This window comes from Paramesorhizobium deserti, from assembly GCF_001558695.1.
Taxonomy (GTDB): domain Bacteria; phylum Pseudomonadota; class Alphaproteobacteria; order Rhizobiales; family Rhizobiaceae; genus Paramesorhizobium; species Paramesorhizobium deserti.
On record NZ_LNTU01000012.1, the window covers coordinates 297,307 to 321,024 of the forward strand.

Below are 23,718 nucleotides of genomic sequence, written 5' to 3' on the forward strand. Positions count from 1 at the left end.
TCATCCCTCCCCAGCCGGCTTGGCCGCAACCGTTGCGCCGGGCGTGGGGACGAACCGGATGCGGTAATGGATCAAGGTATCGCTCGCCAGGACGAAGAACAGGATCATGCCCTGGAAGACGCGGGCCGATTTTTCCGAAATGCCGATAGAGACCTGCGCGGCCTCGCCGCCGAGATAAGACAAGGCGAGAACGAGCCCTGCGGCGACGATGCCCAGCGGATTGAGCCGCCCGAGAAAGGCGACGATGATGGCCGTGAAGCCGTAGCCTGGTGAAATGCTGGGCCTGAGCTGACCAATCGCGCCGGAGACTTCGGCAATGCCGGCAAGGCCGGCGCATGCACCGGAAACAAGAAAGACGAAGAAAGTCATTCTGGCAGGGCTGAAGCCGGCGAAGCGCCCTGCCCGCTGGCTGCTGCCCAACACCTTGACCTCGAAACCCTTCATGGTGCGCGACAGGAGAAACCAGAGCGCGACCGCGGCGGCAAGCGCCAGAACCATGCCCCAATGAGCGCGGCCGGATGCTGTCCATATCTCAGGCAGGATGGCGGCATCGTTGAACTGCCTGGTTTCGGGGAAATTATAGCCCTCCGGGTTGCGCCAGGGCCCGCGCACCAGCCAGTCGAGAAAGAATTGCGCGACATAGACGAGCATCAGGCTCGTCAGGATTTCATTGGTGTTGAAGCGGACCTTCAGGAAAGCTGGAATGGCGGCATAAGCGGCACCTCCCGCTATACCCATCAGGAGCATCAGCGGCAGCACGATCCAGGACTGGAAATCGGGAAACATGACGGGCAGGATCGATCCGGCGATGGCGCCGGCAATGAACTGCCCCTCGGCGCCAATGTTCCAGTTGTTGGAGAGATAGCAGAGGGAAAGGCCAACCGCGATGAGGATCAGCGGCGCCGCCTTGACCAGAAGTTCATGCAGCGACCAGACTTCCAGAAGCGGCTCGACGAAATAGACGTAGAGCGAGCCGAGCGGGGGCTTGCCGAGCAGTGCGAAAAGCACCATGCCGGCGACGAGCGTCAGCAGCAGGGCGATCACCGGGGAAAGCGCGCTGAACAGAACCGAATGTTGCGGCCGTTTGACCAGTTCGATACGCATTACATTCCGCCCGCAATCTCATGCCCCGCATCGGCACCGCCCATCATCAGACCGATCTTCTCCAGCGTCACCTCGCCTATAGGGAGCGCTTCGGAAAGGGTGCCGTGATTCATCACCGCTATCCTGTCGCAGATTTCCAGCAATTCATCCAGATCCTGGCTGATGATCAAGACGGCGGATCCGCTGCGCGCCAGATCGATCAGCGCCTGCCGGATATGGGCCGAGGCTCCGGCATCGACACCCCATGTCGGCTGGTTGACCACCAGGACGGCGGGCTTGCGATCGAGTTCCCGCCCGATGATGAATTTCTGTAAATTCCCGCCTGACAAGGCAGATGCATCGGGATTTTCACCGCTCTTGCGCACATCCATCGTCTTGGCGATGCGCTTTACGGCGGATTGCAATGCGTTCTGCGCCAGAACTTTCAGTGCTCCGCCGCGCAGAAATGTCCCGCTGTCGGTCGCGTATCGGGAGAGAAAGAGATTATCCGTCAGCGGCAATTCCGGCACGGCGCCGTGCCCCAGACGCTCTTCGGGAACGAATGCCGCGCCGAGTTCCCTGCGCCGTGAAATGCCCGCCCGCCCGGCGGCGATCCCGCCAATGCGAACGATGTCGGGCGCGATCTGCAGCACTTCGCCCGACACAGCCTCGAAGAATTCGCCCTGCCCGTTACCGGCGACGCCGGCAATCCCGACAATCTCGCCGGCATGCAGGACCAGCTGCATGTCGCGCAGCGCCGTGGAAAAGGGTCCGCGCGGCGGCTGGCTCAGCCCGGCGATTTCGAGGAGCGGCCTGGCCTCGCCGTCCCCGCCCTTCGGCGGGTTACGATGAACGATCCGGATGTCGGTGCCGACCATCATGCGCGCCAGGGATGCGGCGGTCTCCTTGCGGGGGTCGCAATGGGCCACGACCTTGCCATGGCGCAGCACGGTCGCCCGGTCGCAGAGCCGTTTCACCTCCTCCAGCCGGTGGCTGATATAGAGGATCGACTTTCCTTCGGCGCGAAGCCGTTCGAGCGTCACGAACAGGCGGTCGGCTTCCTGCGGGGTCAGCACCGATGTCGGCTCGTCGAGGATGATCAGATCCGGTTCCTGCAGAAGGCAGCGGATGATCTCGATGCGCTGACGCTCGCCTACCGAGAGATCGCCGACCAGAGCGTCCGGATCGAGCGGCAGCCCGTAAGCCTCGCCTATGTCGCGCGCGCGGCTCGCGATATCCGACAGCGGAATGGATTTATCGAGCGATAGCGCGATGTTTTCGGCGGCCGTCAGCGAATCGAACAGCGAAAAATGCTGAAAAACCATGCCGATGCCGAGCGAGCGCGCGACGGCGGGACTTGAAATGCTGACCGGCCGGCCTTTCCAGAAGATCTCGCCCGAAACCGGCTGCAGCGAGCCGAACAGCATCTTCACGAAGGTGGATTTTCCCGCGCCGTTTTCGCCGAGCAGCGCGTGAATCTCGCCCGGCTGAATGACGAGATCGATCGCGTCACAGGCTACGAGACTACCGAACGTCTTGGTGATCCGGCGAGCATCCAGAAGCGGCTGGTCGGTTGAGGTGAGTGACATAGTTCCCCAAAAGGCTTATTGCGGGCAATCTTATGCAGCCCCCGCAATATTGGGAAGTGGAAAAGCTCGCGGCCGGCGAATTTCGCACATCAAAGATGCAGCAGGCTCAACCGCTTACGGAATGAGCACGGTCGCGCCCGTCGTTTTGCGGCTTTCGAGATCCGAATGGGCCTTGGCGACGTCCTTCAGCGCATAGGTCTGGTTGATCTTCACCGACACAGCGCCGCTTTCGATGACGGAGAAGAGGTCCTTCGCTGAGGCTTCGAGGTCCTGCCGCTTGGCGATATAGGCAAAGATCGACGGCCGCGTGGCGAAGAGCGATCCCTTCTGCGCCAGGAGCCCCATGTCGAATGGCGGGATCGGGCCGGAAGACTGACCGAAGCAGACGAACATGCCGAGCGGCTTCAACACGTCGAGCGAAGCCGGGAAGGTATCCTTGCCGACCGAATCATAGACCACCTCGACGCCCTGCCCGCCGGTCAGCTCCTTCACCCGCTCGGCAAAGTTCTCGGTGCGGTAATTGATGACGTGATCATAGCCATTGGCCTTGGCGAGCTCGACCTTTTCCGGCGAGCCGGCGGTGCCGATCACGGTCGCGCCCAGATGTTTCGCCCATTGCCCGGCGATGAGACCGACGCCGCCCGCCGCCGCGTGAAAGAGGATCGTGTCGCCTTTCTTCACTGGATAGGTGCGGCGCAGGAGATATTGGGCCGTCATGCCCTTCAGCATGATGGAGGCGGCGGTCCTGAGATCGATGGCATCCGGCACGATCACCAGGCGATCGGCGGCAACGATGCGCTCTTCGGCATAGGATCCCGGCGTGGTGACATAGGCCACGCGATCGCCCGGCTTCACATGCGTAACGCCCGGCCCGACGGAGATGACTATGCCGGCGCCTTCGCTGCCGGGAATGAAGGGCAGCGACGGCGCCTTGTAGAGGCCGGTGCGGAAATAGACGTCGATGAAATTGAGGCCGATGGCCTCATGCCGGACTTTTGCCTCGCCCGGCCCCGGCTCACCGAGCTCCATCGTTTCATGGATAAGCACCTCGGGGCCGCCGATCTCATGAACGCGTATGGCTTGGATCATGGTTGCACTCCATTATCGGTGGGGCCCTTGTGCCCCAATTGCGGGAAGAACTGCATGATGGCGCCGATGCAATAGAGATAGATGCCAGTGACGGAGATGCCGATGCGCACCCATAGCGGCGCTTCCAGCGCATAGAGCAGCGCTACCGCGCCGAGGAGGCACCAGAGAAGGAAAATGGTGAGATTGAGCGGGCGCAGCCGGATGACCCGCACGGGATGCAGGAAATTGATGGGCAGGAAGGACAGGATGGCGGAGATGACCACCGTCGCGAAGGCGATCCACTCGCCCGGCTGGACGATGAACAGGGTGAAGACCACCATATTCCAAACGACGGGGAACCCTTTGAAGAAGTTCTCCTTCGTCTTCATGCTCGTGTCGGCATAATAGATGGCGCTCGACATGACGATGATCGCGCCCGACAGGAATGAAAGCCCCTCGCCCATGAAGCCGCTCTGGTAGAGGGCGAAGGCGGGGATCAGCACGTAAGTGACATAGTCGATGATATTGTCGAGGAGTTCGCCGGACCAGGTGGGCAGGACATCCTTCACGTCCAGCTTGCGGGCGATCGGTCCGTCTATGCCGTCAACGAACAGGGCAAGGCCCAGCCACCAGAACATGGCGGTCCAGCGCTCCTCGCTCGCCGCAACGATCGAGAGAAACGCCAGAAATGAGCCGGACGCCGTCAGCAGATGAACCGAAAAGGCGCGGGCCTGCGGCGCGGTGACTTTCTTGGTCCTGATTTTTCCAGACAATTTCGCTTTCACGTGTTTTGCCGATTCCTTCTGCCCTGTCCCGGAGACGTACCCTTGCGGTCAGCTTTTCGCCAATAATGCTCAAAGAGCAAGCGAGTTATCCCATAAAACGCATTTCTTCCCATGGAAGATGACCCCATGGCGATTTTTTCCGTGTCTTTTGCCTCGTCCGGACATAGATGATGCGGCGAGAGGATAGTGCCAGTTTCGGACGGATCGAGGCGCGAGGAAGTGAAGATGGTCGGCAGGATTGAGAAGGAAATCGTTGTTGCGGGCGGTGGTCCGGCGGGAATGATCGCGGCCCTGGCGCTTGCAGCCAAAGGGCATGCAGTGGCGCTCGTCGGCCCGGCGGTAAGCGAAAATGATCAGCGCACCACGGCACTGATGATGCCGGCGATCGCGTTTCTGGAGCAATTGGGCGTCTGGAACGCGATTTCACCGGAAGCGGCGCCGCTTGCCACGATGCGGATCGTCGACGCCACCCGCCGGCTGATCCGGAGCCCCACCGTGACCTTCCACGCCGGCGAGATCGGCGAGACGGCATTCGGCTACAATATGCCGAACACGGTCCTGAACAAGGTTCTTGCCGATGCCGTCGACGCCGAGCCGCGGATCAGGCGCGTCCTTTCGCCGGCGGCCACCTACAGCCATGCGGCCGACCAAGTGGTCATCGAAACGGAAGACGGGGAGAAGCTCTCCACGCAACTTCTCGTCGCCTGCGACGGGCGCGCCTCGCTGGCCCGGGAAGCGGCCGGCATCCGCACCCGGCGCTGGAATTATCCGCAGACGGCGGTCGTGCTCTCCTTCGCCCATGCGCTTGGGCACGAGAATATCTCGACCGAATTCCATACGGAAGATGGTCCGTTCACCCAGGTTCCCCTGCCCAGCCGCAGGTCCAGCCTCGTCTGGGTCGCCAATCCGGCGCTTGCCGACAGGCTGATGGCGCTCGAGCCGGACGCGCTGGCGGACCATGTCGAGGAGCGGATGAGCTCCATGCTCGGCAAGGTCACGGTCGAAACTAAGCAGCAGGCCTGGCCGCTCTCGGGGCTGGTGCCGACCGCCTTCGCCGCCAACCGCACCATTCTCGTCGGCGAGGCCGCGCATGTCTTCCCGCCGATCGGCGCTCAGGGACTCAATCTCGGCATCCGCGATGTCGAAACGCTTCTGAAGGCATTGAAGGCCGATCCGGACGATGCGGGATCGGACCACGTCACCCGTGCCTATGACCGGCTGCGGCGGCCTGATGTCCTGGCGCGCACGGGCTCGGTCGACGCGCTGAACCGCTCGCTGCTGACGGGTTTCCTGCCGGCGCAGGTCGCGCGCAGCCTGGGGCTGGAGCTCCTGCGCTCGTTTGCGCCGCTGCGCGGCTTCTTCATGCGCGAGGGCATGCGCCCCGGCAGCGGCTTCGGCAGCATCTTCTCATCGGGCGATCAGAAAGTCGGGCGGCAATAGCCCTTCCTTGATGCAATAAAGCAGCGCCGTCAGCGTGACCACCGAGATGACGGTGGTCGCCAGGATACTGGTAGAGGCGCGCTCGACCCAGACGCCATATTGCTGGGCGATGACGAACACATTGGTAGCCGTCGGCAGCGCCGCCATCAGCATGGCCGAGAATACCCAGACGGGCGGGAAACTGCCTATGAGATTGAGCGCGACATAGACGATCAGCGGATGCAGGATCAGCTTGATCGGCACGATCAGGTAAAGCTCCTTCGGCACACGCTTCACCGGCCGCAAGGCCAGGGAAACGCCCATGGCGAACAGCGCACAGGGCGCGGCGGCGCCGGCGAGAAACTCGATCATGCGTGCCACGGCGGCCGGGGGCTGCAGTTGAAAGGCTGCGGCGGTGATGCTGACGATGGTGGCGATGATGAACGGATGGGTGACGATCTTCAGCACCACGTCGCGCATCAGCGCCAGAGGCCCGCGCTTCTCATCGCCGGCAAGCGCCATCATCAGCGGCGCGACGGTGAAATGCAGCATGTTGTCAAAGCAGAAGATCATGGCGACTGGAACGGCAGCGACCGGCCCGAAGGCAAGCAGCGCCAAGCCCGGCCCCATATAGCCGATATTGCCATAGGCGGCGGCAAGCCCTTCGATGGTGCTGCTCGCAATATCGCGTCGCGACCGCACCATGGCGATTGCGAACATCAGCAGGAATATGGCGAAGGTCGATAGAGTGGTCCCGACGACGAACCGCCACTGTGTGAGCTCGGCTACCGGCGTTTTCGACAAAAGCTGGAAAAACAGAGCCGGCAACGCCACATAGATAATAAAGGTGTTCATCCAGCCCAGCGCCTCGACAGGCTGCCGGGTGATGCGGGCAACGACAAAACCGATGAATATCAATCCGAAGAAAGGTAGAACAAGGTTGAGGATGCTGACCATCAGTTAAGCAAACCGTTGATTTTTAATGGATACAAATGTGCTAATGACTGATAGGTCTGGATCAACCTGGGCTCAGCATATGGTTGTGATATCAAAGACGATGGGCATAACACAGATCAAGCATGCAAAATTTCAGATCGGGCAGGTTGTGAAGCATCGGCTCTTTCCCTTTCGCGGCGTCATATTCGATGTCGATCCGGAATTTGCCAATACCGAAGAATGGTATCAATCGATCCCCGAAGACGTGCGGCCGCGCCGCGATCAGCCTTTCTACCATCTGCTCGCCGAAAACGCGGAAAGCGAATATATCGCCTATGTCTCGGAACAGAATCTCCTGCCGGACAACAGCGGCGAGCCGCTGCGCCATCCACAGATAAAGGATCTGTTCGAGAAAGTGGAAAATGGTGTCTACAGGGTCAAGGCGCAGCACGCGCATTGAGGACTGCTCGCGCGGGCCTCATCACAAATAAAAAGGGACGCTCACGGCGTCCCTTTTCCATTCGTTGAGGCTTGGTCAGATCAGTTGCCGGCCTTGGCCTTTTCCTGCTCCGCCTTCATCTTGGCCTCGAATTCCTTCTGGCGTTTCTGAACCGCTTCCTGGAGCTCTTTCTGGCGGGCTTCCAGTTCCGGCTGCTGCAGGCCCGGACCAGTCAACGCCTGCGAGAAACCGGTGAGCGAAACGCTGATCGGGTTCGGCTTGTTCTGGAAATTGACGGAGGTCAGGGTGAGCTTGCCGCCCTTCTTCAGTGCATTGACCAGATCGTCGGACAGAGCGACTTCGGCGATGCAGCGGTCCGGGAAGCAGATGCCGTAATCGATCTTCTGCGTCTTGTTGGCATCGATCTGCAAGCCGACGCCCGCCTGGATCAGACGGCCGGTGGGAACGGAAACCTGGAAGATCTTGCGGTTGATCTTGCCCTTGATCTCGATCAGGTTGACCGCTGTCAGCAGCTGGCCGGAATCGGCGGTGACGATATTCTGCGTGTTGCAGATGTCATTGTCTTCCTGCTTCGAGCAAACCTTGAACCATCCCTGCGGAGGCTGCTGCGCAGACGCCGGAAGGGTCGCGGTTGCAAGCAAGGCGAACGCGCCAGCAACGGCAGAGGCGGCAGCGTATGTCTTCGTCATGGACATGATCAACAGGTTCCTTTCAACACTCTGATCTCGGTTTCCATTGATGGTCGCAGTTTGGCCAGTCAGTGGTGCCCAAATGCGGCAACAGCGTGACCTTTAGGTTCAGGACCCAACTCGCAGGCGGTGTTACACTGCTTGCTCCAGCAAATCCAGCGTCGTTTTATCCGACGTGAGCCCCTTTTGGGAGGAAACCGGCGCCTGGACCAAGAGCGTGCCATATTCGCGTCTACCAACAACCTACCATATTTCCTCTTATAAGAGCCATGTTAGTTTTGGCCGCGAATCAGCGGCCAAGGCAGGTTGCGGGAACTGGAAACACCGAAATGCTCGGCAGATTTATCCGAAACATATTCATCGCCACGGCAATCGGCCTCGCTGGCCCGGTATCGGCCCAGGCCGAGCCGACCTACGGCATCGCCATGCATGGTGAGCCGGCCCTGCCCGCCGATTTCAGCCATTTTCCCTCCGCCAATCCCGATGCGCCAAAAGGCGGCAGCATGACCTATGGCGTCGTCGGCACCTTCGACAGCCTCAATCCGTTCGTGCTGAAAAGCATGCGCACCACGGCACGCGGCCTCTTCCTCGATCAGGAATATGGGAACCTGGTCTTCGAGCCGCTGATGCAGCGCTCGCGCGACGAAGCTTTCACGCTCTACGGTCTGATCGCCGAAAAGGTGGAGATGGATCCCGACCGCAAATGGATCGAGTTCGGGCTCAATCCACAAGCCAGGTGGTCCGATGGCCAACCGATCACGGTGGACGACCTCATATTCACCTATCAGCTGCTGACGGAGAAAGGCCGCCCGCCCTTCAACAACCGCATGGACCGAATCGCCAGCATCGAAAAAGTCGGCGAACACGGTGTCCGTTTCACCTTCAACGACAAGTCGAATCGCGAGTTTCCGCTGCTCGTTGCCTCGACGATGCCGGTTCTGCCCAAACATGCCATCGACCCTGACACGTTCGGCAACGCCTCGCTCAAGGCCCCGATCGGCAGCGGCCCCTATCTCGTTGATAGGGTGCAGCCGGGCGAGCGCATCGTCTACAAGCGCAATCCGGACTATTGGGGCAAGGACCTGCCTTCCAAGCGCGGCTTCGACAATTACGATACGATCACGGTCGAATATTTCCGCAACGAGACCGCCCTTTTCGAGGCGTTCAAGAAAGGCATTGTCGATATCCTGATCGAGGGCGACCCGATCCGCTGGGAGAAATCCTACGATTTTCCGGCCGTCGCGCAGGGACGCGTCGTCAAGGACAGCTTTTCCAAGGGGACGCCGGCCAACATGCTTGGTTTCGTCTTCAACACGCGGCGGGAGAAATTCGCCGACGCCCGTGTCAGGCGGGCGCTTTCCGAGCTGTTCGATTTCGAATGGGCCAATCGCAATCTTTTCGCCGGCCTTTACGAGCGGACCGCCGGCTTCTGGGACGGTTCAGTTCTTTCCTCGATCGGCCACCCGGCGGATGCGCGGGAAAAGGCCCTTCTGGCGGAATTCCCCGGCAATGTGCTGCCCGACGTCATGAACGGCACCTATCGCCCACCGACGACCGACGGCAGCGGCCGCGACCGCGAGACGGCCAAGAAAGCCTATGAGCTGCTCAAGCAGGCCGGCTTCACCTTTCACGACGGCACAGCGTTCGATCCATCAGGCAATCCGTTCACCTTCGAGATCATGACGCGGACGACGGAGGAGGAGAAGGTCAGCCTCTCCTATGCCCGCACGCTGCAGCGGCTCGGCATTGCCACCACGATCCGCACGGTTGACGACGCACAGTACCAGCAACGTCTGCAGACCTTCGATTACGATATGATCCTCGGCGCCTTGACGGCATCGCTTTCGCCGGGTGACGAGCAATGGGCGCGCTGGGGTTCGGCCTCGCGCAATGCCCAGGGGAGCTTCAACTATGCGGGCGTCGCGGATCCCGCCGTCGATGCGATGATCGAGGCGCTGCTGGAAGCCCGCAGCCAGGAAGATTTCGTCAGCGCGGTGCGCGCGCTCGACCGCGTCCTCATCTCCGGCAGCTATTATATCCCGCTCTACCATCTGCCGAAGCAATGGATCGCGCGATGGTCGCGGATAAAGCATCCGGAAAACCCGTCTCTCTATGGATTCCAGTTGCCAACATGGTGGCATGACCCCACATAGGCGGCAGGGGAGCAGCAATCACATTGGAGAGCGGCAAATAATGAACAAGCAGATCACCATCGACGTCGTTTCCGACGTGGTGTGCCCATGGTGCTTCGTCGGCCGCAAGCGGCTGGAGAGCGCGCTCGATCTCCTGCCCGAGATCGAGGTGATCGTCCGCTGGCGGCCGTTCCAGCTCGATCCCACCATTCCGCCCGGCGGCAAGGACCGCAAGGCCTATCTCAAGGACAAGTTCGGCAGCACGTCGCGATCCGACGAGATGCACGACCAGTTGATAAAGATCGGCGAAAAAGAAGGCATCGAGTTCGATTTCGACGCCATAGAGGTATCTCCTAACACGCTCGACGCGCATCGCGTCATCCAATGGGCGTCGCAGGCCGGGCCCGGAACACAGGACCAGCTGGTGGGCAAGCTTTTCTCGTTCTACTTCGAACAGGGGCTCAATATCGGCGATCACGAGGTGCTGGTTGATGCAGCTTCCGCATCAGGAATGGATGGCCAGGTCGTGGCGTCCCTGCTCGCGACCGACGCCGACCGCGAAAGCGTCAGGCAGGAGATCGAAACCGCCCAGCGCATCGGCGTGCGCGGCGTCCCCTGCTTCATCATCGACCAGAAATATGCAGTTATGGGCGCGCAACCGGCCGATGTGCTCGCCGATGCCATCCGTCAGGCGGCCGACGGGTTCGAGCCGGGGCTGGCTGAGGATCGTTGAGTGAGGTAGAAGATACACCCTTCACTATCTCACTACTCGCTATTTCCCTATCTCACTGATCTTCGCCAACTGCGTCATGATCACCGCCGCGCCGTTGAGGCGCTTTTCCGGTGTCGGCCAGTCGCGGATGAAGACGACACCCTGATCCGGGCGGATCTTCGCCATCGAGCCCTGCTCGCCGATCATCTTCACCAGCGCTGCCGGATTCGGGAACGTCTTGTTGCGGAACTGGATGACGGCGCCCTTCGGCCCTGCGTCAAGCTTCTCGACATTCGCCTTGCGGCACAGTGCCTTGATGAAGACGATCTTCAGGAGATGCTGGACCTCGTCCGGCAGCGGGCCGAAGCGGTCGATCAATTCCGCGCCGAAGCCGTCGATCTCCTGCGGCTCCTCCAGATCAGCGAGACGGCGATAGAGGCCTAGGCGCAATTGCAGGTCCGGCACGTAGCTCTCGGGGATCATGACGGCCGTGCCGATGGAAATCTGCGGCGACCAGTGCGCGTCCTCGACCTCGCCCGTACCCTTGAGCTCGGCCACGGCCTCCTCCAGCATCTGCTGGTAAAGCTCGAAGCCGACTTCCTTGATATGGCCGGATTGCTCCTCGCCCAGGAGATTGCCTGCGCCGCGGATATCCATGTCGTGGCTCGCCAGTTGGAAGCCAGCACCCAGTGTGTCGAGCGACTGCAGCACTTTCAGTCGGCGCTCGGCGTTCGGCGTCAGCATCTTATTGGGCGGCAGGGTGAAGAGCGCGAAAGCGCGCTGCTTGGAACGCCCGACACGGCCGCGTAGCTGATAAAGCTGCGCCAGGCCGAACATGTCGGCACGATGAATGATCATGGTGTTGGCGGTCGGGATATCGAGACCCGATTCGACGATCGTGGTCGAGAGCAGCACGTCATACTGGCCGTCGTAGAAGGCGTTCATGATGTCGTCGAGCTCGCCCGGCGGCATCTGGCCATGGGCGACGGCGACTTTCAGCTCCGGCACATGGGCGTCGAGGAACTCCTTCACCTCGGTCAAATCCGAGATGCGCGGGCAGACATAGAAGCTCTGGCCGCCGCGATAGCGCTCGCGCAGCAGCGTCTCGCGGATGACCAGCGGATCGAAGGGTGAGACGAAGGTGCGCACCGCCATACGGTCGACCGGCGGCGTGGTGATGAGCGAGAGTTCGCGCACGCCGGTCAGCGCCAGTTGGAGGGTGCGCGGGATCGGCGTTGCCGAAAGCGTCAGCACGTGGATGTCGGATTTCAGCTCCTTCAGCCGCTCCTTGTGCTTGACGCCGAAATGCTGCTCCTCGTCGATGATGAGAAGCCCGAGATTGTTGAACTTGATGCCCTGCCCCAGCAGCGCATGAGTGCCGACGACGATATCGATCTTGCCTTCGGCGGTCTCTTTCTTGACCTGGGCGAGTTCTTTGCTGCCTACGAGGCGCGAAGCCTGGGCGACGCGGATGGGCAGCCCGTGGAAACGCGACGAGAACGTCTTGTAGTGCTGGCGGGACAGAAGCGTCGTCGGCACGACCACCGCCACCTGATAGCCGTTAAGCGCCGCGATGAAGGCGGCGCGTAGCGCCACTTCCGTCTTGCCGAAGCCGACATCGCCGCAGATCAAGCGGTCCATCGGCTTGCCCTCGGCCAAATCCTCGAATACGGCGTCGATCGCGGTCTGCTGGTCCTCGGTCTCGTCATAGGGGAAGCGCGCGGCGAATTCGCCATAGACGCCGTCTGGTGGGGTCAACACCGGCGCGCCGCGCATCTGGCGTTCTGCGGCGATACGGATCAGATGGCCGGCGATCTCGAGAAGCCGCTTCTTGAGCCGTGCTTTACGCGCCTGCCATGCGCCGCCGCCGAGCTTGTCGAGCACCGCTTCCGAGCCTTCCGAACCATAGCGGGAAAGAAGCTCGATATTTTCGACCGGCAGAAACAGCCGGTCGTCGCCCGCATAATGCAGTTCCAGACAGTCATGCGGCGCGCCGGCGGCTGTGATGGTGCGCAGACCGACGAATCGGCCGATGCCATGATCGACATGGACGACGATATCGCCCGCGGCAAGCGCGCCGACCTCGCTGATGAAATCGCGGTCACGCTTGCGGCGCTTCGAATGGCGCACCAGCCGGTCGCCAAGGATATCCTGTTCGGCGACCACGACGAGATCGCCGGCGTCGAAGCCGCTTTCGATGAAGAGAACCGTGGCCGTGATCTTGTCGCGCGACAGCGCCTTGACTGTGCCGAGGTTCTCAACCGTTTCGATCTTTTCGAGCCCATGCTCGTCCAGGACCTGCGTCAGGCGGTCGAGCGAGCCTTCGCTCCAGGCTGCCAGCAGCACCTTCTTGCCGTCGGCGCGCAGAGTTCCGATATAGCTGACGACGCTTTCGAAGAGGTTTGTGTCCTTGGCGGCGCGTTCCTCGGCGAAGTTGCGGCCCTTATGCACATCGGCATGGATGACGAGACGTCCAGCCATATCCGGCTGGCCGAAGGGCGTCAGATCGATGCGGGGTCCGGCTTCCGCGGCGGCGCGCTCTATGGCCTCGGGCGAGAGATAGAGCGTCGATGGCGCGACCGGCTTGTAGGGCACGGCATCGCCCGGCTCCTTGCCCTCCCCCTGGCGCTTGCGCGCCTCATAGTGGTCAAGCACCATCTTGTGGCGTTCGGCCAGCGCCTCATGCGCCAGATGATCGAATACGATGGGCATTTCGCCGGCGTGGTCGAAGATCGTTTCCAGCTCATCGTAGAAGAGCGGCAGCCAGTGCTCCATGCCGGCAAAGCGCCGACCCTCGCTGATCGCCTGATAGAGCGCATCGTCACGCAAGGGCGCACCGAAGGCCTGAACATAATTGGTGCGGAATCGGCTGATCGCATCGGGTGACAAAGTCACCTCGCTCATCGGCTGGAGGGAGAATTCCTTGGCTGTGCCGGTGGTGCGTTGCGACGCCGGATCGAAGGCGCGAATCGATTCCAGCGTGTCGCCGAAGAAATCGAGGCGCAGCGGCTCCTCCGCGCCCGGCGCATAGAGATCGAGAATGCCGCCGCGCACGGCGAATTCGCCGACATCGCGCACCGTCGGAACACGCTCGAAGCCATTTCTTTCAAGGCGTTGCACCAGTTCGTTCATGTCGACCCGGTTGCCGGGGCGCGCCACGAAGACTTGCCCCGCGATGGCGTCGCGCGGCGGCAGCTTCTGCAGTACGGCATTGGCGGTCGCCAGGATGATGCCGGGATGCTTCTTTGAGGCAAGCGCGGCCATGCCTGCCATCGCCGCCAGCCGGCGGGCAGCGGCATCAGCGCCCGGAGACACGCGGTCATAGGGCAGGCAGTCCCAGGCCGGGAAATTTAGGATTGGAAGCTCGGGGCGAACGAAGCCCAGCACCTGCTCGATATCGGCGGCGCGCTGGCCATCGCGCACGATGAAGAGGACCGGACCGCCCTCGCCCATTTCCTCGACGATGCGCGCGAGCGCGAACGCCTCATACCCATCCGCCACGCCATCGATGACGATGTGGCGCGCGAGGCCGGGTTTCAGTCCGATTTTCGAAAAGACAGGCATGGTTTTATTTCAGAATTTCACTTGTTTCACGCAGTTCCGAACGCGAAACCGCTTCTCATTCTTGCTGGAAATGTTTTTGGCGGAAAGCGATGATGTCGCGGAAGAGCGGCGTGTCGTATTCTCCGGGCGTGGCGGCCTCGCCCGTCACCCATTTCAGGAGATCGCGGTCGAGCACCTCCATCAGCCGCTCATATTCATCGAGATCGGCTTGCGCCATTTGCGCGATATATTCATCGGCATATTGGCCGAGAATGAGGTCCATCTCGCGCATGCCCCTGTGCCAGGAGCGGAACAGGAGCTTGCGTCGCCTTGGGTCGAGATCAGCGCTCGTGCGCGTGCTGCCCGTCATACCGTTATGTCTCCGGATTGCCGCTCAACCATCGAAGCGGAAAAGGTGCTGCGGTGCATATAGCGCGGGATGAAGCGCGTGTCAGCCTTGCAAGGCGAAACGAACGCGTTAAAGCTCCATGTCATGCGTCCGTCCCTGCTCGATCCCTTCTTCGCCTCGGTCCGTTCGCTTTCCGGCGTCGGCCCGAAAGTGGCAGTCCTGCTGGCGAAGCTGCTTGGAACGGAGGGACCCGGGGCATCCGAGCCGCGTGTCGGCCAGCTTCTCTTCCTGCCGCCGCACAGCGTCATCGACCGGCGCAACCGTCCCGGCATCGCCTTTGCGCAGGAAGGTGCCATCGTCACGCTGGAAGTGCGCGTCGACCGCCACCAGCCGGCGCCGCGCGGGCGCAGCAATGTCCCGCACCGCGTCTTCTGCCATGACGATACCGGCGAAATTGCGCTCGTCTTCTTTCACGCGCAGCAGCCCTGGCTGGAGAGAACCATGCCGGTGGGCGAGACGGTTATCGTCTCCGGCCGGATGGAATGGTTCAACGGGCGCGCCTCCATGGTGCACCCCGATCATATCGCCAGCATCGAGGATGCGGCGTCACTGCCACTGGTCGAACCCATCTATCCGCTGACATCAGGCCTTTCGCCGAAGACACTGACGCGCGCCATCCGCGAGGCGCTGACGCGCATTCCACCGCTGCCCGAGTGGGTCGAGCCGGCGCTTCTGACGCGTGAACGGTTTCTCAGCCATGAAGAGGCACTCCGAACGCTGCATCAGCCGGAAGAGCCCGCCGACATCGCGCCGGAAAGCCCGGCGAGACGCCGGCTCGCCTATGACGAGTTTCTGGCCGGCCAGCTTGCGCTGGCGCTGGTGCGGCTCAAGACGCGCAAACTCTCCGGTAGGCCGCTCGACGGTGACGGGCGCTTGGTCAACCAAGTGCTGGAGGCCCTGCCCTATTCGCTGACCCACAGCCAGCAAAAGGCGGTCGAGGATATCATCACCGATTTGAAGCAGCCGGAACGCATGCTGCGGCTTCTGCAAGGCGATGTCGGATCGGGCAAGACCGTGGTCGGCCTCCTCGCCATGGCGCATGCGGCGGAGGCCGGCGGCCAATCAGCATTGATGGCGCCGACGGAAGTGCTGGCGCGTCAGCATTACGCCACCATCGCGCCCATTGCCGAGAAAGCGGGACTTAGGGCCGCGCTGTTGACGGGACGCGAGAAAGGACGCGAGCGCCAGCAGATCCTCGATGACCTGAAAAGCGGCGATATCCACATCATCATCGGCACGCATGCGCTTTTCCAGGAAAAGGTGGAATATCACGATCTGGTGCTCACCATCATCGACGAGCAGCACCGTTTCGGGGTGCATCAGCGCCTGCAGCTGACGGCCAAGGGCACGGCACCCGACATGCTGGTGATGACCGCTACGCCTATCCCACGCACGCTGGTGCTGACCGCCTTCGGCGATATGGACGTCTCGAAGCTTACGGAAAAACCGGCCGGACGCCGCCCCATCACCACCGCCACCATTCCCATGGAGCGGATGGACGAGCTGGTGGAGCGGATGCGCGGAGCAATCGCCGACGGCCAGAAGATCTACTGGATCTGCCCGCTGGTGGAGGAATCGGAGCTCGTCGAACTCACCTCGGCGGAAGAGCGTTTCCAGTCGCTGCAGCCCATTTTCGGTGAGCAGATCGGCCTCATCCACGGGCGCATGAGCGGCGCGGAGAAGGACGAGGCGATGCGTGCTTTCAAGAATGGCGAAACGCGCATCCTCATCGCCACGACCGTCATCGAGGTGGGGGTGGATGTGCCCGACGCCACCGTCATCGTCATCGAGCATGCGGAACGGTTCGGGCTGGCGCAATTGCACCAGTTACGCGGTCGCGTCGGGCGCGGCGACAAGCCATCCACCTGTCTTTTGCTCTATAAAGGCCCGCTTGGCGAGGTGTCCCGCGCCAGATTGCAGGTCATGCGCGAAACGGAAGACGGCTTCCGCATCGCGGAAGAGGACCTCAAATTACGCGGCGAAGGCGAACTCTTGGGTACGCGCCAATCGGGAACGCCCGGCTTCCGTCTGGCCTCCATCGAGGCGCATGGCGATCTTCTGGAAGTCGCCCGCAAGGATGCACGGCTTATCCTCGAACGCGACCCGGATCTCGCGAGCGAGCGCGGCACAGCGTTGCGGCTCCTGCTCTATCTCTTCGGGCGAGATGAGGCGGTACGGCTTTTGCGGGCGGGTTAGCTTAGCTCTCTTCCGTTTCCACAACCGCACCCGCCTCTTTCGCCAGCGCCTTGGTCCTTGCCTGGAATTCGGGCGAGACGAGTCCGGCGGAGATGACCAGCTTGGCGCCATCTTCCACTGACATCGACAGATTGATGATGTCGGATTTCGGGACGTAAAGCAGAAATCCCGAGGTGGGGTTGGGTGTGGTCGGGAGGAAGACGGCGGTCGTCTCCCCGGCTCTGTCTTCCAGCGTATCGGCAACCTCGCCCTCGGCATCGGTGGAGAGGAACACGATCGCCCACATGCCCTTGCGCGGATATTCGATAAGGCCGACGCGCTTGAACGTATTGGATTTTCCCGAAAGCACGGTTTCGAAGATCTGCTTCAGCCCGCGATAGACGCTGCGCACCAGCGGCATCCGGTCGAGCACATATTCGCCAAGCCGGATGACAGCCCTGCCGACAATGCTCGCGGTCAGGAAGCCCACGAGAGTGAGCAGGACAACGGCGACGATCAGCCCGAAGCCGGGCACCGTGAACGGCAGATAATTATCCGGGTTGTAGGCGTGCGGGATGAGCGGCTTTACCCAGCCATCGACCCATCCGACAAAGGCCCATACCAGATAGGCCGTTATCGCGACCGGGGCGGTGACGACGATTCCGGTCAGGAAATAGTTCCTGAGCCGCATCATGTCGTTATCTCCAGCAATTGCATCGGCCCTGCCCCATGAAAATTATCGGAATTGATCTACAACATCGGCTGGAAAACGGGAATCGGTTTTCGGATGGCCAGCATCAATTCAAATAGCCATGCCGCGCCCGCACGTCCAGATGGACATGCGAAGGCGCAGGCGGGATCGCGGGAAAACGGCCGGGTCCTATTCGACGGTGACCGATTTCGCCAGATTGCGCGGCTGATCGACATCCGTGCCCATGAAAACGGCGGTGTAATAGGCGAGCATCTGGATCGGCAGGGCGTAGATCAACGGCGCGATGATCTCCGGCACGTCAGGCAGGACGATGGTATCCAGCGTCTTCACATTGGCATGCGCCGCGCCCTTGGCATCGGTGATCAGGATGATGCGCCCGCCGCGCGCCGCCACCTCCTGCATATTGGAGACGGTCTTCTCATAGAGCTTGTCATATGGCGCGATGACGATGACGGGCATGGTCTCGTCGATCAGCGCGATCGGCCCATGCTTCAATTCGCCGGCCGCATAGCCCTCGGCATGGATATAGGAGATCTCCTTCAGCTTCAGCGCGCCTTCCATGGCGAGCGGGAAGCTGGTTCCGCGACCGAGATAAAGCGCGTGCTTGACCAGCATAAGCTCGCGGCAGACGGCCTCGATCTGCGGCGAAAGGCGCAGCACCTCATTGGCGAAGCGCGGCGCGACCGAGAGATGGCGGATGAGACGCTGCTCTTCCTTTTCATCGATCGTGCCGCGGTCCCGGCCGGCCTTGATGGCGAGAGAAGCCAGAACGGAGAGCTGGCAGGTGAAAGCCTTGGTCGAAGCGACGCCGATCTCTGGCCCCGCGAGCGTCGGGAACACCACGTCGGATTCCCGGGCGATGGTCGATTCCTTCACGTTGACGATTGCAGCGATCTTCAGGCCCTGGCTCTTGCAATAGCGCAGGCTCGCCAGCGTGTCGGCGGTTTCGCCCGATTGCGAGACGAAGAGTGCGAGGCTGTCCTTCGACAGCGGCATTTCGCGATAGCGGAATTCCGAGGCGATATCGATATCGACCGGCATGCGCGCGATCTGCTCGAACCAGTATTTGCCGATCGAAGCGGCGTAGAAGGCGGTGCCGCAGGCGGAGATCGCCAGCCGGTCGATCTTGGAGAAATCGACCGAGACACTCTCCGGCCTGGCCTTGCCGCTGGTGAAATCCAGATAATGCGCGAGCGTATGGGAGATGACCTCCGGCTGCTCATGGATTTCCTTTTCCATGAAATGGCGGTGGTTGCCCTTGTTGACCAGAAAGGCCGTGCCGGCGGATTTCTGGATCGCGCGGGAAACCACCGCGCCATTCTCATCATAGATGGTCGCGCTGTTGCGCGTCAGGACCGCCCAATCCCCGTCGTCGAGATAGGAGACGGTGTCGGTGAAGGGAGCAAGCGCGATGGCATCGGAACCCAGGAACATCTCGCCGTCGCCATAGCCGATGGCGAGCGGCGAGCCCTTGCGGGCGGCGATCAGGAGATCGTCCTCGTCGGTGAAGAGGATCGCCAGCGCGAAGGCGCCCTTGAGCTGCGACAGGCTTTCGCGCACGGCTTCAACCGGCGTCTTGCCGTTGTCCATCTCGCGTGTCACCAACTGCGCCACGGCCTCGGTATCGGTCTCGGTCTGGAAGTGATAGCCGTCGGATTCGAGCATCGCGCGCAATTCGGCGAAGTTCTCGATGATCCCGTTATGGACGACGGCGAGCTTCTCGGTCGCATGTGGATGAGCGTTCCGCTCCGTCGGCGCGCCATGGGTGGCCCAGCGGGTATGGCCGATGCCGATCATCCCGTCGAGCGGGTCCGACGCGAGCCGCTTTTCCAGATTGACCAGCTTGCCCTCGGCGCGGCGGCGGGCCAGCGCGCCTTCCTCCAGCGTGGCGACACCGGCCGAATCATAGCCGCGATATTCAAGACGCTTCAGCGCATCGACCAGAAGCGGTGCAACGGGCCTTGTTCCGACAATGCCGATAATGCCACACATGAAAGCAATCCCTTCCCTTGACCCAAATCAGCCGCGCGACCGGAACGTGTTCCGATCTTTTCGCACATGCTCTAACCGCCGATTACCGCTTCGGATATTCACAATAGATTTCAGTTTCTTTCGCGATGGAATTCACCAAAAGCGGTAAGAAATTCATCATTTCTCCGCCTTCTTCGCCGCTTTGATCGCCGCATATTGCTCCCGCAGAGCGGTCGCGCGTCCCTCTTTCGTCACCTGCCTTGCCCGTCCGAAGGCGAGCGCGCTGTCGGGCACGTTCTCGGTGATCACGCTGCCGGACGCGATATAGGCATTGCTGCCGATCGAAACCGGGGCGACCAGAGATGTGTTGGAGCCGACGAAAGCGCCCTCGCCGATCTCGGTTCGCCATTTGTTGTAGCCGTCATAATTGCAGGTGATGGTTCCCGCGCCGATATTGGCGCCGGCGCCAACCGTAGCATCGCCGATATAGGAGAGATGATTGACCTTCGCGCCCTTGGCGACGGTGGCGTTCTTGACCTCGCAGAAATTGCCGACCTTCGATTTCTCGCCAAGATCGGCGCCCGGCCGCAGCCGCGCGAACGGGCCGATCTCCGCATTGGGCCCGACACGTGCCTCCTCCAGATGGCAGAAGGAATGGATCAGCGCGCCGGATGCGACATGCACGCCGGGGCCGAAGAAGACGTTGGGCTCGATGATTGCGTCGGCCTCCACCAGCGTATCATGCGAGAAGAACACCGTTTCCGGCGCGATCATGGTGACGCCTGAGAGCATGACGGAGCGACGCTTGCGCGCCTGCCAGATGGCTTCGGCCTCGGCCAGCTCGACACGCGTGTTGATGCCGATCACATTATCCACCGGCACCTCGATGGTCGTCACCTTCCGTCCCTGGGCATGTGCAATTTCAACGATATCAGTCAGATAGAACTCGCCCTTGGCGTTATCGTTGCGCACTGCATCGAGCAGCGCCAGCGCAAGTTCGCCGCGCAGCGCCATCAGGCCGCCATTGCAGAAATTTATGCTTTTTTCTTCGGCTGTTGCGTCCTTTTCCTCACGTATCGCAACGAGCCGTCCTTCCTTCTCTATCAATCGTCCGTAACCCGCGGGGTCCGCCGGGCGGAAGCCCATGACCACGATGTCGAATCCTTCGGCGAGCTTCGAGCGTGCCTCTGTCAGTGCGCCCTCCTCGATCAGCGGCGTGTCGCCGAAGACGATCAGCAGATCGTCATAGCCGCGCGCAATCGCCTCGCGCGCCGCCAGAACGGCATGGGCGGTGCCGAGTCGTTCCTTCTGCTCATAGGCGGAAACATCAGGCGAAACCTTCTCGACTGCCGCCTTCACCTCATCCGCGCCCCTGCCGACGACGAGGGCTATATCGCCCTCGCCCGCGCCGCGGACGGCATTGGCGACATGGCATATGAGGGGTAGCCCCGCGATCCGGTGCAGCACCTTGGGCAGGGCGGATTTCATCCGTGTCCCTTCTCCGGCGGCAAGGATGATCGAGAGGCAGGTTCGGCTTGTCATGAGATGGATATCCGGTGGTTGCTTGAGGCAGGTCATATATAGACCCGAAGCCTAATCACGAAAGCGTATAAATAGGCTTACGCCAATGTCACGCCAGGACTATCCCAATCGGCCAAGTGCGGGAAAGGTTTCAAGCAGCCAGAAGGAGAAGGACTGCATGCCGCCGGTAAGGAAGAGCAGCCCGGCGGCAACCAGAAGACCGCCCATCACCTTCTCGACCTTGCCCAGATGCACGCGGAACTTCGCGAGAAAGCGCATGAAGGCGCCGGAGAACAGCGCCGCCACGATGAAGGGAATGCCGAGGCCCAGCGAATAGGTGGCAAGAAGCGCCGCGCCCTCGCCCACGGTGCTCTTGGCGCCCGCAAGCGTCAGGATCGGCCCCAGTACCGGGCCGATGCATGGCGTCCATCCGAAGGCGAAGGCAAGCCCCATGACATAGGCGCCGACAGGCGTGGCCGGCGCACCCTTGGCCTGGAAGCGGGCCTCGCGCGAGAGGATCGACAGCCTGAGAACACCAAGGAAATTCAATCCCATCACGATGATGACGAGGCCCGCGACGATGGCGATCTCCTGCTGCCAGGCCCGCAGGAACGCACCGATCGACGATGCGCCGGCTCCCAGCGCGACAAAGACGGTGGTAAAGCCGAGGACGAAGGCGAAGGAGGAGGCGAACAGCGCCCGCCTGCCCGACGCGTCGGCAGGGTTCTCCGCCCGGAATTCCTCGACGCTGACGCCGGCCATATAGCAGAGATAGGGCGGGACGAGCGGCAGCACGCAGGGCGAAAGGAAGGAAAGCGCACCCGCGCCAACTGCCGTCACGTAAGAAACATCAAGCGCCACGCGCATCACTCCATCGGCTGTCCGATCGCCTGATTTAGTCTCTCCGAACGGTAAAACCTAGTAAAATTGATGCTATCAATGACATAGCCGCTTGCGACGGAACGTCCCGGTCTTCGGCGCTGCCTGAATGATTCCGGCGCGTCTGCCTCGCCGTGACGGGCATTGCATCGCGTTCTTGACGCTTGAATAGACCTGGGCCAGATCCGGAATGCGAGTAATGTTGGAAAAAACGGAGACTGGTGAGCGCGCAGGGATTCGAACCCTGGACCTACTGATTAAAAGTCAGTTGCTCTACCGGCTGAGCTACGCGCTCCCGAAGGGAACGGTTCGTCCCCGGAAGTGCGGCGGAACATAAGTGCGCGGACAGCGCGGGTCAACAGCATTCTGCCCTGTTTTGCCTGTTGAAAATGCTTTTTTCAGGCCAATCCGGTTCCGCGATCGGCTTCATCGTCCACCGGCTTGCAGGAAATGCATAAATGGCTGGCTCATACGTCGGAATCAGCCCTGTCCCTCTCCTGCAATAAAAAGGCGGCCCCGGAGGGCCGTCTTTTGCAGAGAGAATGTAGTGATCCGCACTCAGCTATAAGGCGAATAACACTGGCGGCGCGGGCCGTTATAGGGCTGATAGGTGTTATCATAGGCCCGATAGGAGCGATACCTGTTGGCACACCACTGGACATGCGCGCTGCTGTAGCCCGGCGCAACCCGGGTCGGCTGATTGGTGATGGCACCGCCGATGATCGCGCCGGCGCCGAAAGCCGCCAGAGGATACCACCATCCATCACGGTGACGCCGGTATCCATGGCGGTAATGCCGATAGCCGCGGTGACCACCCCAATATCCGGGACGGTATCTCCCGTGATGCCCCCAACCTGGCCTGCTGGGTCCATGGCCCCAACCTGGCCTGCTTGGCCCGTGGCCCCAGCCACCGCGGCGGCCGCCGCCTCGATGGCCCCAACGCTCGCGGACCTGCCGACGGTGCTGGATCTGTTCGACATTCGAGCCGGTCTCGATGCCTGTCGGCAACAGCGGAGCCGCGCTCACCGGAATGGCAGATGTGAACGCAATGCTCATGCCAAGCGCCCCTGCCAAAAATGCTGATAAGAGTTTCTTCATAACAACTCCCGTTGATAAATCCGTCCCTTGAAAATAAACTGCACATATATTCATGAACACATGATGAACATGCACTATTCCATTGTCTTTATCCAGTATATACTTTGTCTAGAATATACTGAATTGATTGGGTAATCAGGTCACATGCAGAAATACCCCGCCAATCCTTACGGCCTGTCTCAAACCGTGATCCTCACGATCCCGCTTCCGCCATCATTATCATGGAACCAGGATCACGGGGCGGGCGTTAAAAGCCGCATTTAACAGTCCGGAGGTTTTCATGACCAATCAGACGATTCCCGCAGATATCTATCAACGCCATGAGAGAGAATGGCAGATATTACGGAAATCCCTCGCCGGCTCCCAGCCACCGCCGCAGCCGCAGGATACGCAGAAGAAATAATCCCTGGCCGATTGGCCTACAAAGCATCGCCGGAAGCCGCCCGCGCTTCCGGCTTTTCATTTCCTGATCTGCTCCTGTCTTTGGAGGGCACGCTTGCGCATGGTAAGCTGACAGGTCGGTATCGCCAAAGGAAG

General features: G+C 61.3%; 19 protein-coding genes and 1 tRNA gene. 6 read left to right on the forward strand and 14 right to left on the reverse strand.

From position 1 onward, the window contains the following. The 4 genes from ATN84_RS10505 to pcsA all read right to left on the reverse strand — a co-directional run bounded on the left by ATN84_RS10505 (window position 1) and on the right by pcsA (window position 4,525). On the reverse strand, window positions 1-1,104 hold the full coding sequence (locus ATN84_RS10505) for an ABC transporter permease (RefSeq protein ID WP_068881594.1): 1,104 nt from the start codon (window positions 1,102-1,104) through the stop codon (window positions 1-3). After that, window positions 1,104-2,672 carry an ABC transporter ATP-binding protein gene (locus ATN84_RS10510; protein WP_068881595.1) on the reverse strand — a complete coding sequence of 523 codons (1,569 nt, stop codon included), beginning with the start codon at window positions 2,670-2,672 and terminating at the stop codon, window positions 1,104-1,106. The genes ATN84_RS10505 and ATN84_RS10510 overlap by 1 nt, the downstream gene beginning before the upstream one ends. A gap of 114 nt (window positions 2,673-2,786) precedes the next feature. Beyond that, the gene (locus ATN84_RS10515; protein WP_068881596.1) at window positions 2,787-3,761 is read right to left on the reverse strand and encodes a quinone oxidoreductase family protein; all 975 of its coding nucleotides are present in this window, start codon (window positions 3,759-3,761) and stop codon (window positions 2,787-2,789) included. Continuing rightward, complete coding sequence (pcsA, locus tag ATN84_RS10520; protein ID WP_068881597.1) at window positions 3,758-4,525, reverse strand: phosphatidylcholine synthase; 768 nt, start codon at window positions 4,523-4,525, stop codon at window positions 3,758-3,760. The genes ATN84_RS10515 and pcsA overlap by 4 nt, the downstream gene beginning before the upstream one ends. A 225-nt stretch (window positions 4,526-4,750) precedes the next feature. On the opposite strand from pcsA, the gene ATN84_RS10525 reads away from it, so the two are divergent. Further along, complete coding sequence (locus ATN84_RS10525; RefSeq protein ID WP_068881598.1) at window positions 4,751-5,965, forward strand: UbiH/UbiF family hydroxylase; 1,215 nt, start codon at window positions 4,751-4,753, stop codon at window positions 5,963-5,965. Here ATN84_RS10525 and ATN84_RS10530 read toward each other — a convergent pair. Continuing rightward, on the reverse strand, window positions 5,933-6,901 hold the full coding sequence (locus ATN84_RS10530; protein ID WP_068881599.1) for an AEC family transporter: 969 nt from the start codon (window positions 6,899-6,901) through the stop codon (window positions 5,933-5,935). The two genes, ATN84_RS10525 and ATN84_RS10530, sit on opposite strands and share 33 nt — an antisense overlap. A 100-nt stretch (window positions 6,902-7,001) precedes the next feature. Between ATN84_RS10530 and hspQ the strand changes: the two genes are divergently transcribed. Next, the gene (gene hspQ / locus ATN84_RS10535; RefSeq protein WP_068881976.1) at window positions 7,002-7,340 is read left to right on the forward strand and encodes a heat shock protein HspQ; all 339 of its coding nucleotides are present in this window, start codon (window positions 7,002-7,004) and stop codon (window positions 7,338-7,340) included. 80 nt (window positions 7,341-7,420) lie between these two features. Here the strand turns inward: hspQ and ATN84_RS10540 are convergent, their stop codons facing one another. Beyond that, window positions 7,421-8,035, reverse strand: a complete 615-nt coding sequence (locus ATN84_RS10540; protein WP_068881600.1) for an invasion associated locus B family protein — start codon at window positions 8,033-8,035, stop codon at window positions 7,421-7,423. A 323-nt stretch (window positions 8,036-8,358) separates the two neighbouring features. Here ATN84_RS10540 and ATN84_RS10545 point away from each other — a divergent pair, with 323 nt between their 5' ends. Together ATN84_RS10545 and ATN84_RS10550 are read left to right on the forward strand one after the other, a co-directional pair. Continuing rightward, window positions 8,359-10,182 carry an extracellular solute-binding protein gene (locus ATN84_RS10545; RefSeq protein WP_068881601.1) on the forward strand — a complete coding sequence of 608 codons (1,824 nt, stop codon included), beginning with the start codon at window positions 8,359-8,361 and terminating at the stop codon, window positions 10,180-10,182. Window positions 10,183-10,219: 37 nt separating this feature from the next. After that, complete coding sequence (locus ATN84_RS10550) at window positions 10,220-10,894, forward strand: DsbA family oxidoreductase (RefSeq protein WP_153020202.1); 675 nt, start codon at window positions 10,220-10,222, stop codon at window positions 10,892-10,894. 39 nt (window positions 10,895-10,933) lie between these two features. Here ATN84_RS10550 and mfd read toward each other — a convergent pair whose 3' ends face one another. Together mfd and ATN84_RS10560 are read right to left on the reverse strand one after the other, a co-directional pair. Further along, window positions 10,934-14,437 (reverse strand): transcription-repair coupling factor, encoded by a 3,504-nt coding sequence (gene mfd, locus ATN84_RS10555; RefSeq protein ID WP_068881603.1) that lies wholly within the window; start codon window positions 14,435-14,437, stop codon window positions 10,934-10,936. A gap of 55 nt (window positions 14,438-14,492) precedes the next feature. Then, window positions 14,493-14,786, reverse strand: a complete 294-nt coding sequence (locus ATN84_RS10560) for an FAD assembly factor SdhE (RefSeq protein ID WP_068881604.1) — start codon at window positions 14,784-14,786, stop codon at window positions 14,493-14,495. Between the two features lie 123 nt (window positions 14,787-14,909). Between ATN84_RS10560 and recG the strand changes: the two genes are divergently transcribed. Continuing rightward, entirely contained in the window at window positions 14,910-17,021 is a 2,112-nt protein-coding gene (gene recG / locus ATN84_RS10565; protein ID WP_068881977.1) for an ATP-dependent DNA helicase RecG, read from the forward strand. A 1-nt stretch (window position 17,022) separates the two neighbouring features. On the opposite strand, the gene ATN84_RS10570 is transcribed toward recG, so the two are convergent. The 6 genes from ATN84_RS10570 to ATN84_RS10595 all read right to left on the reverse strand — a co-directional run bounded on the left by ATN84_RS10570 (window position 17,023) and on the right by ATN84_RS10595 (window position 23,181). Then, a complete protein-coding gene (locus tag ATN84_RS10570; protein WP_068881605.1) occupies window positions 17,023-17,694 on the reverse strand; it encodes a DUF502 domain-containing protein in 672 nt (223 codons plus the stop codon). Window positions 17,695-17,880: 186 nt separating this feature from the next. After that, window positions 17,881-19,704: a glutamine--fructose-6-phosphate transaminase (isomerizing) gene (gene glmS, locus ATN84_RS10575; RefSeq protein ID WP_068881606.1), complete on the reverse strand. Its 1,824-nt coding sequence runs from the start codon at window positions 19,702-19,704 to the stop codon at window positions 17,881-17,883. Window positions 19,705-19,860: 156 nt separating this feature from the next. Then, the gene (glmU, locus tag ATN84_RS10580) at window positions 19,861-21,225 is read right to left on the reverse strand and encodes a bifunctional UDP-N-acetylglucosamine diphosphorylase/glucosamine-1-phosphate N-acetyltransferase GlmU (RefSeq protein ID WP_068881978.1); all 1,365 of its coding nucleotides are present in this window, start codon (window positions 21,223-21,225) and stop codon (window positions 19,861-19,863) included. 99 nt (window positions 21,226-21,324) lie between these two features. Next, window positions 21,325-22,065, reverse strand: coding sequence for a cytochrome c biogenesis CcdA family protein (locus tag ATN84_RS10585; protein ID WP_425287390.1), 741 nt, complete (start codon window positions 22,063-22,065; stop codon window positions 21,325-21,327). A 237-nt stretch (window positions 22,066-22,302) separates the two neighbouring features. Beyond that, window positions 22,303-22,378, reverse strand: a tRNA-Lys gene (locus ATN84_RS10590). Between the two features lie 263 nt (window positions 22,379-22,641). Continuing rightward, on the reverse strand, window positions 22,642-23,181 hold the full coding sequence (locus ATN84_RS10595; RefSeq protein ID WP_082766226.1) for a BA14K family protein: 540 nt from the start codon (window positions 23,179-23,181) through the stop codon (window positions 22,642-22,644). Window positions 23,182-23,461: 280 nt separating this feature from the next. Between ATN84_RS10595 and ATN84_RS28015 the strand changes: the two genes are divergently transcribed. Beyond that, window positions 23,462-23,584 (forward strand): hypothetical protein, encoded by a 123-nt coding sequence (locus ATN84_RS28015; protein WP_280139608.1) that lies wholly within the window; start codon window positions 23,462-23,464, stop codon window positions 23,582-23,584. The last annotated feature ends 134 nt before the right edge of the window (window positions 23,585-23,718 follow it).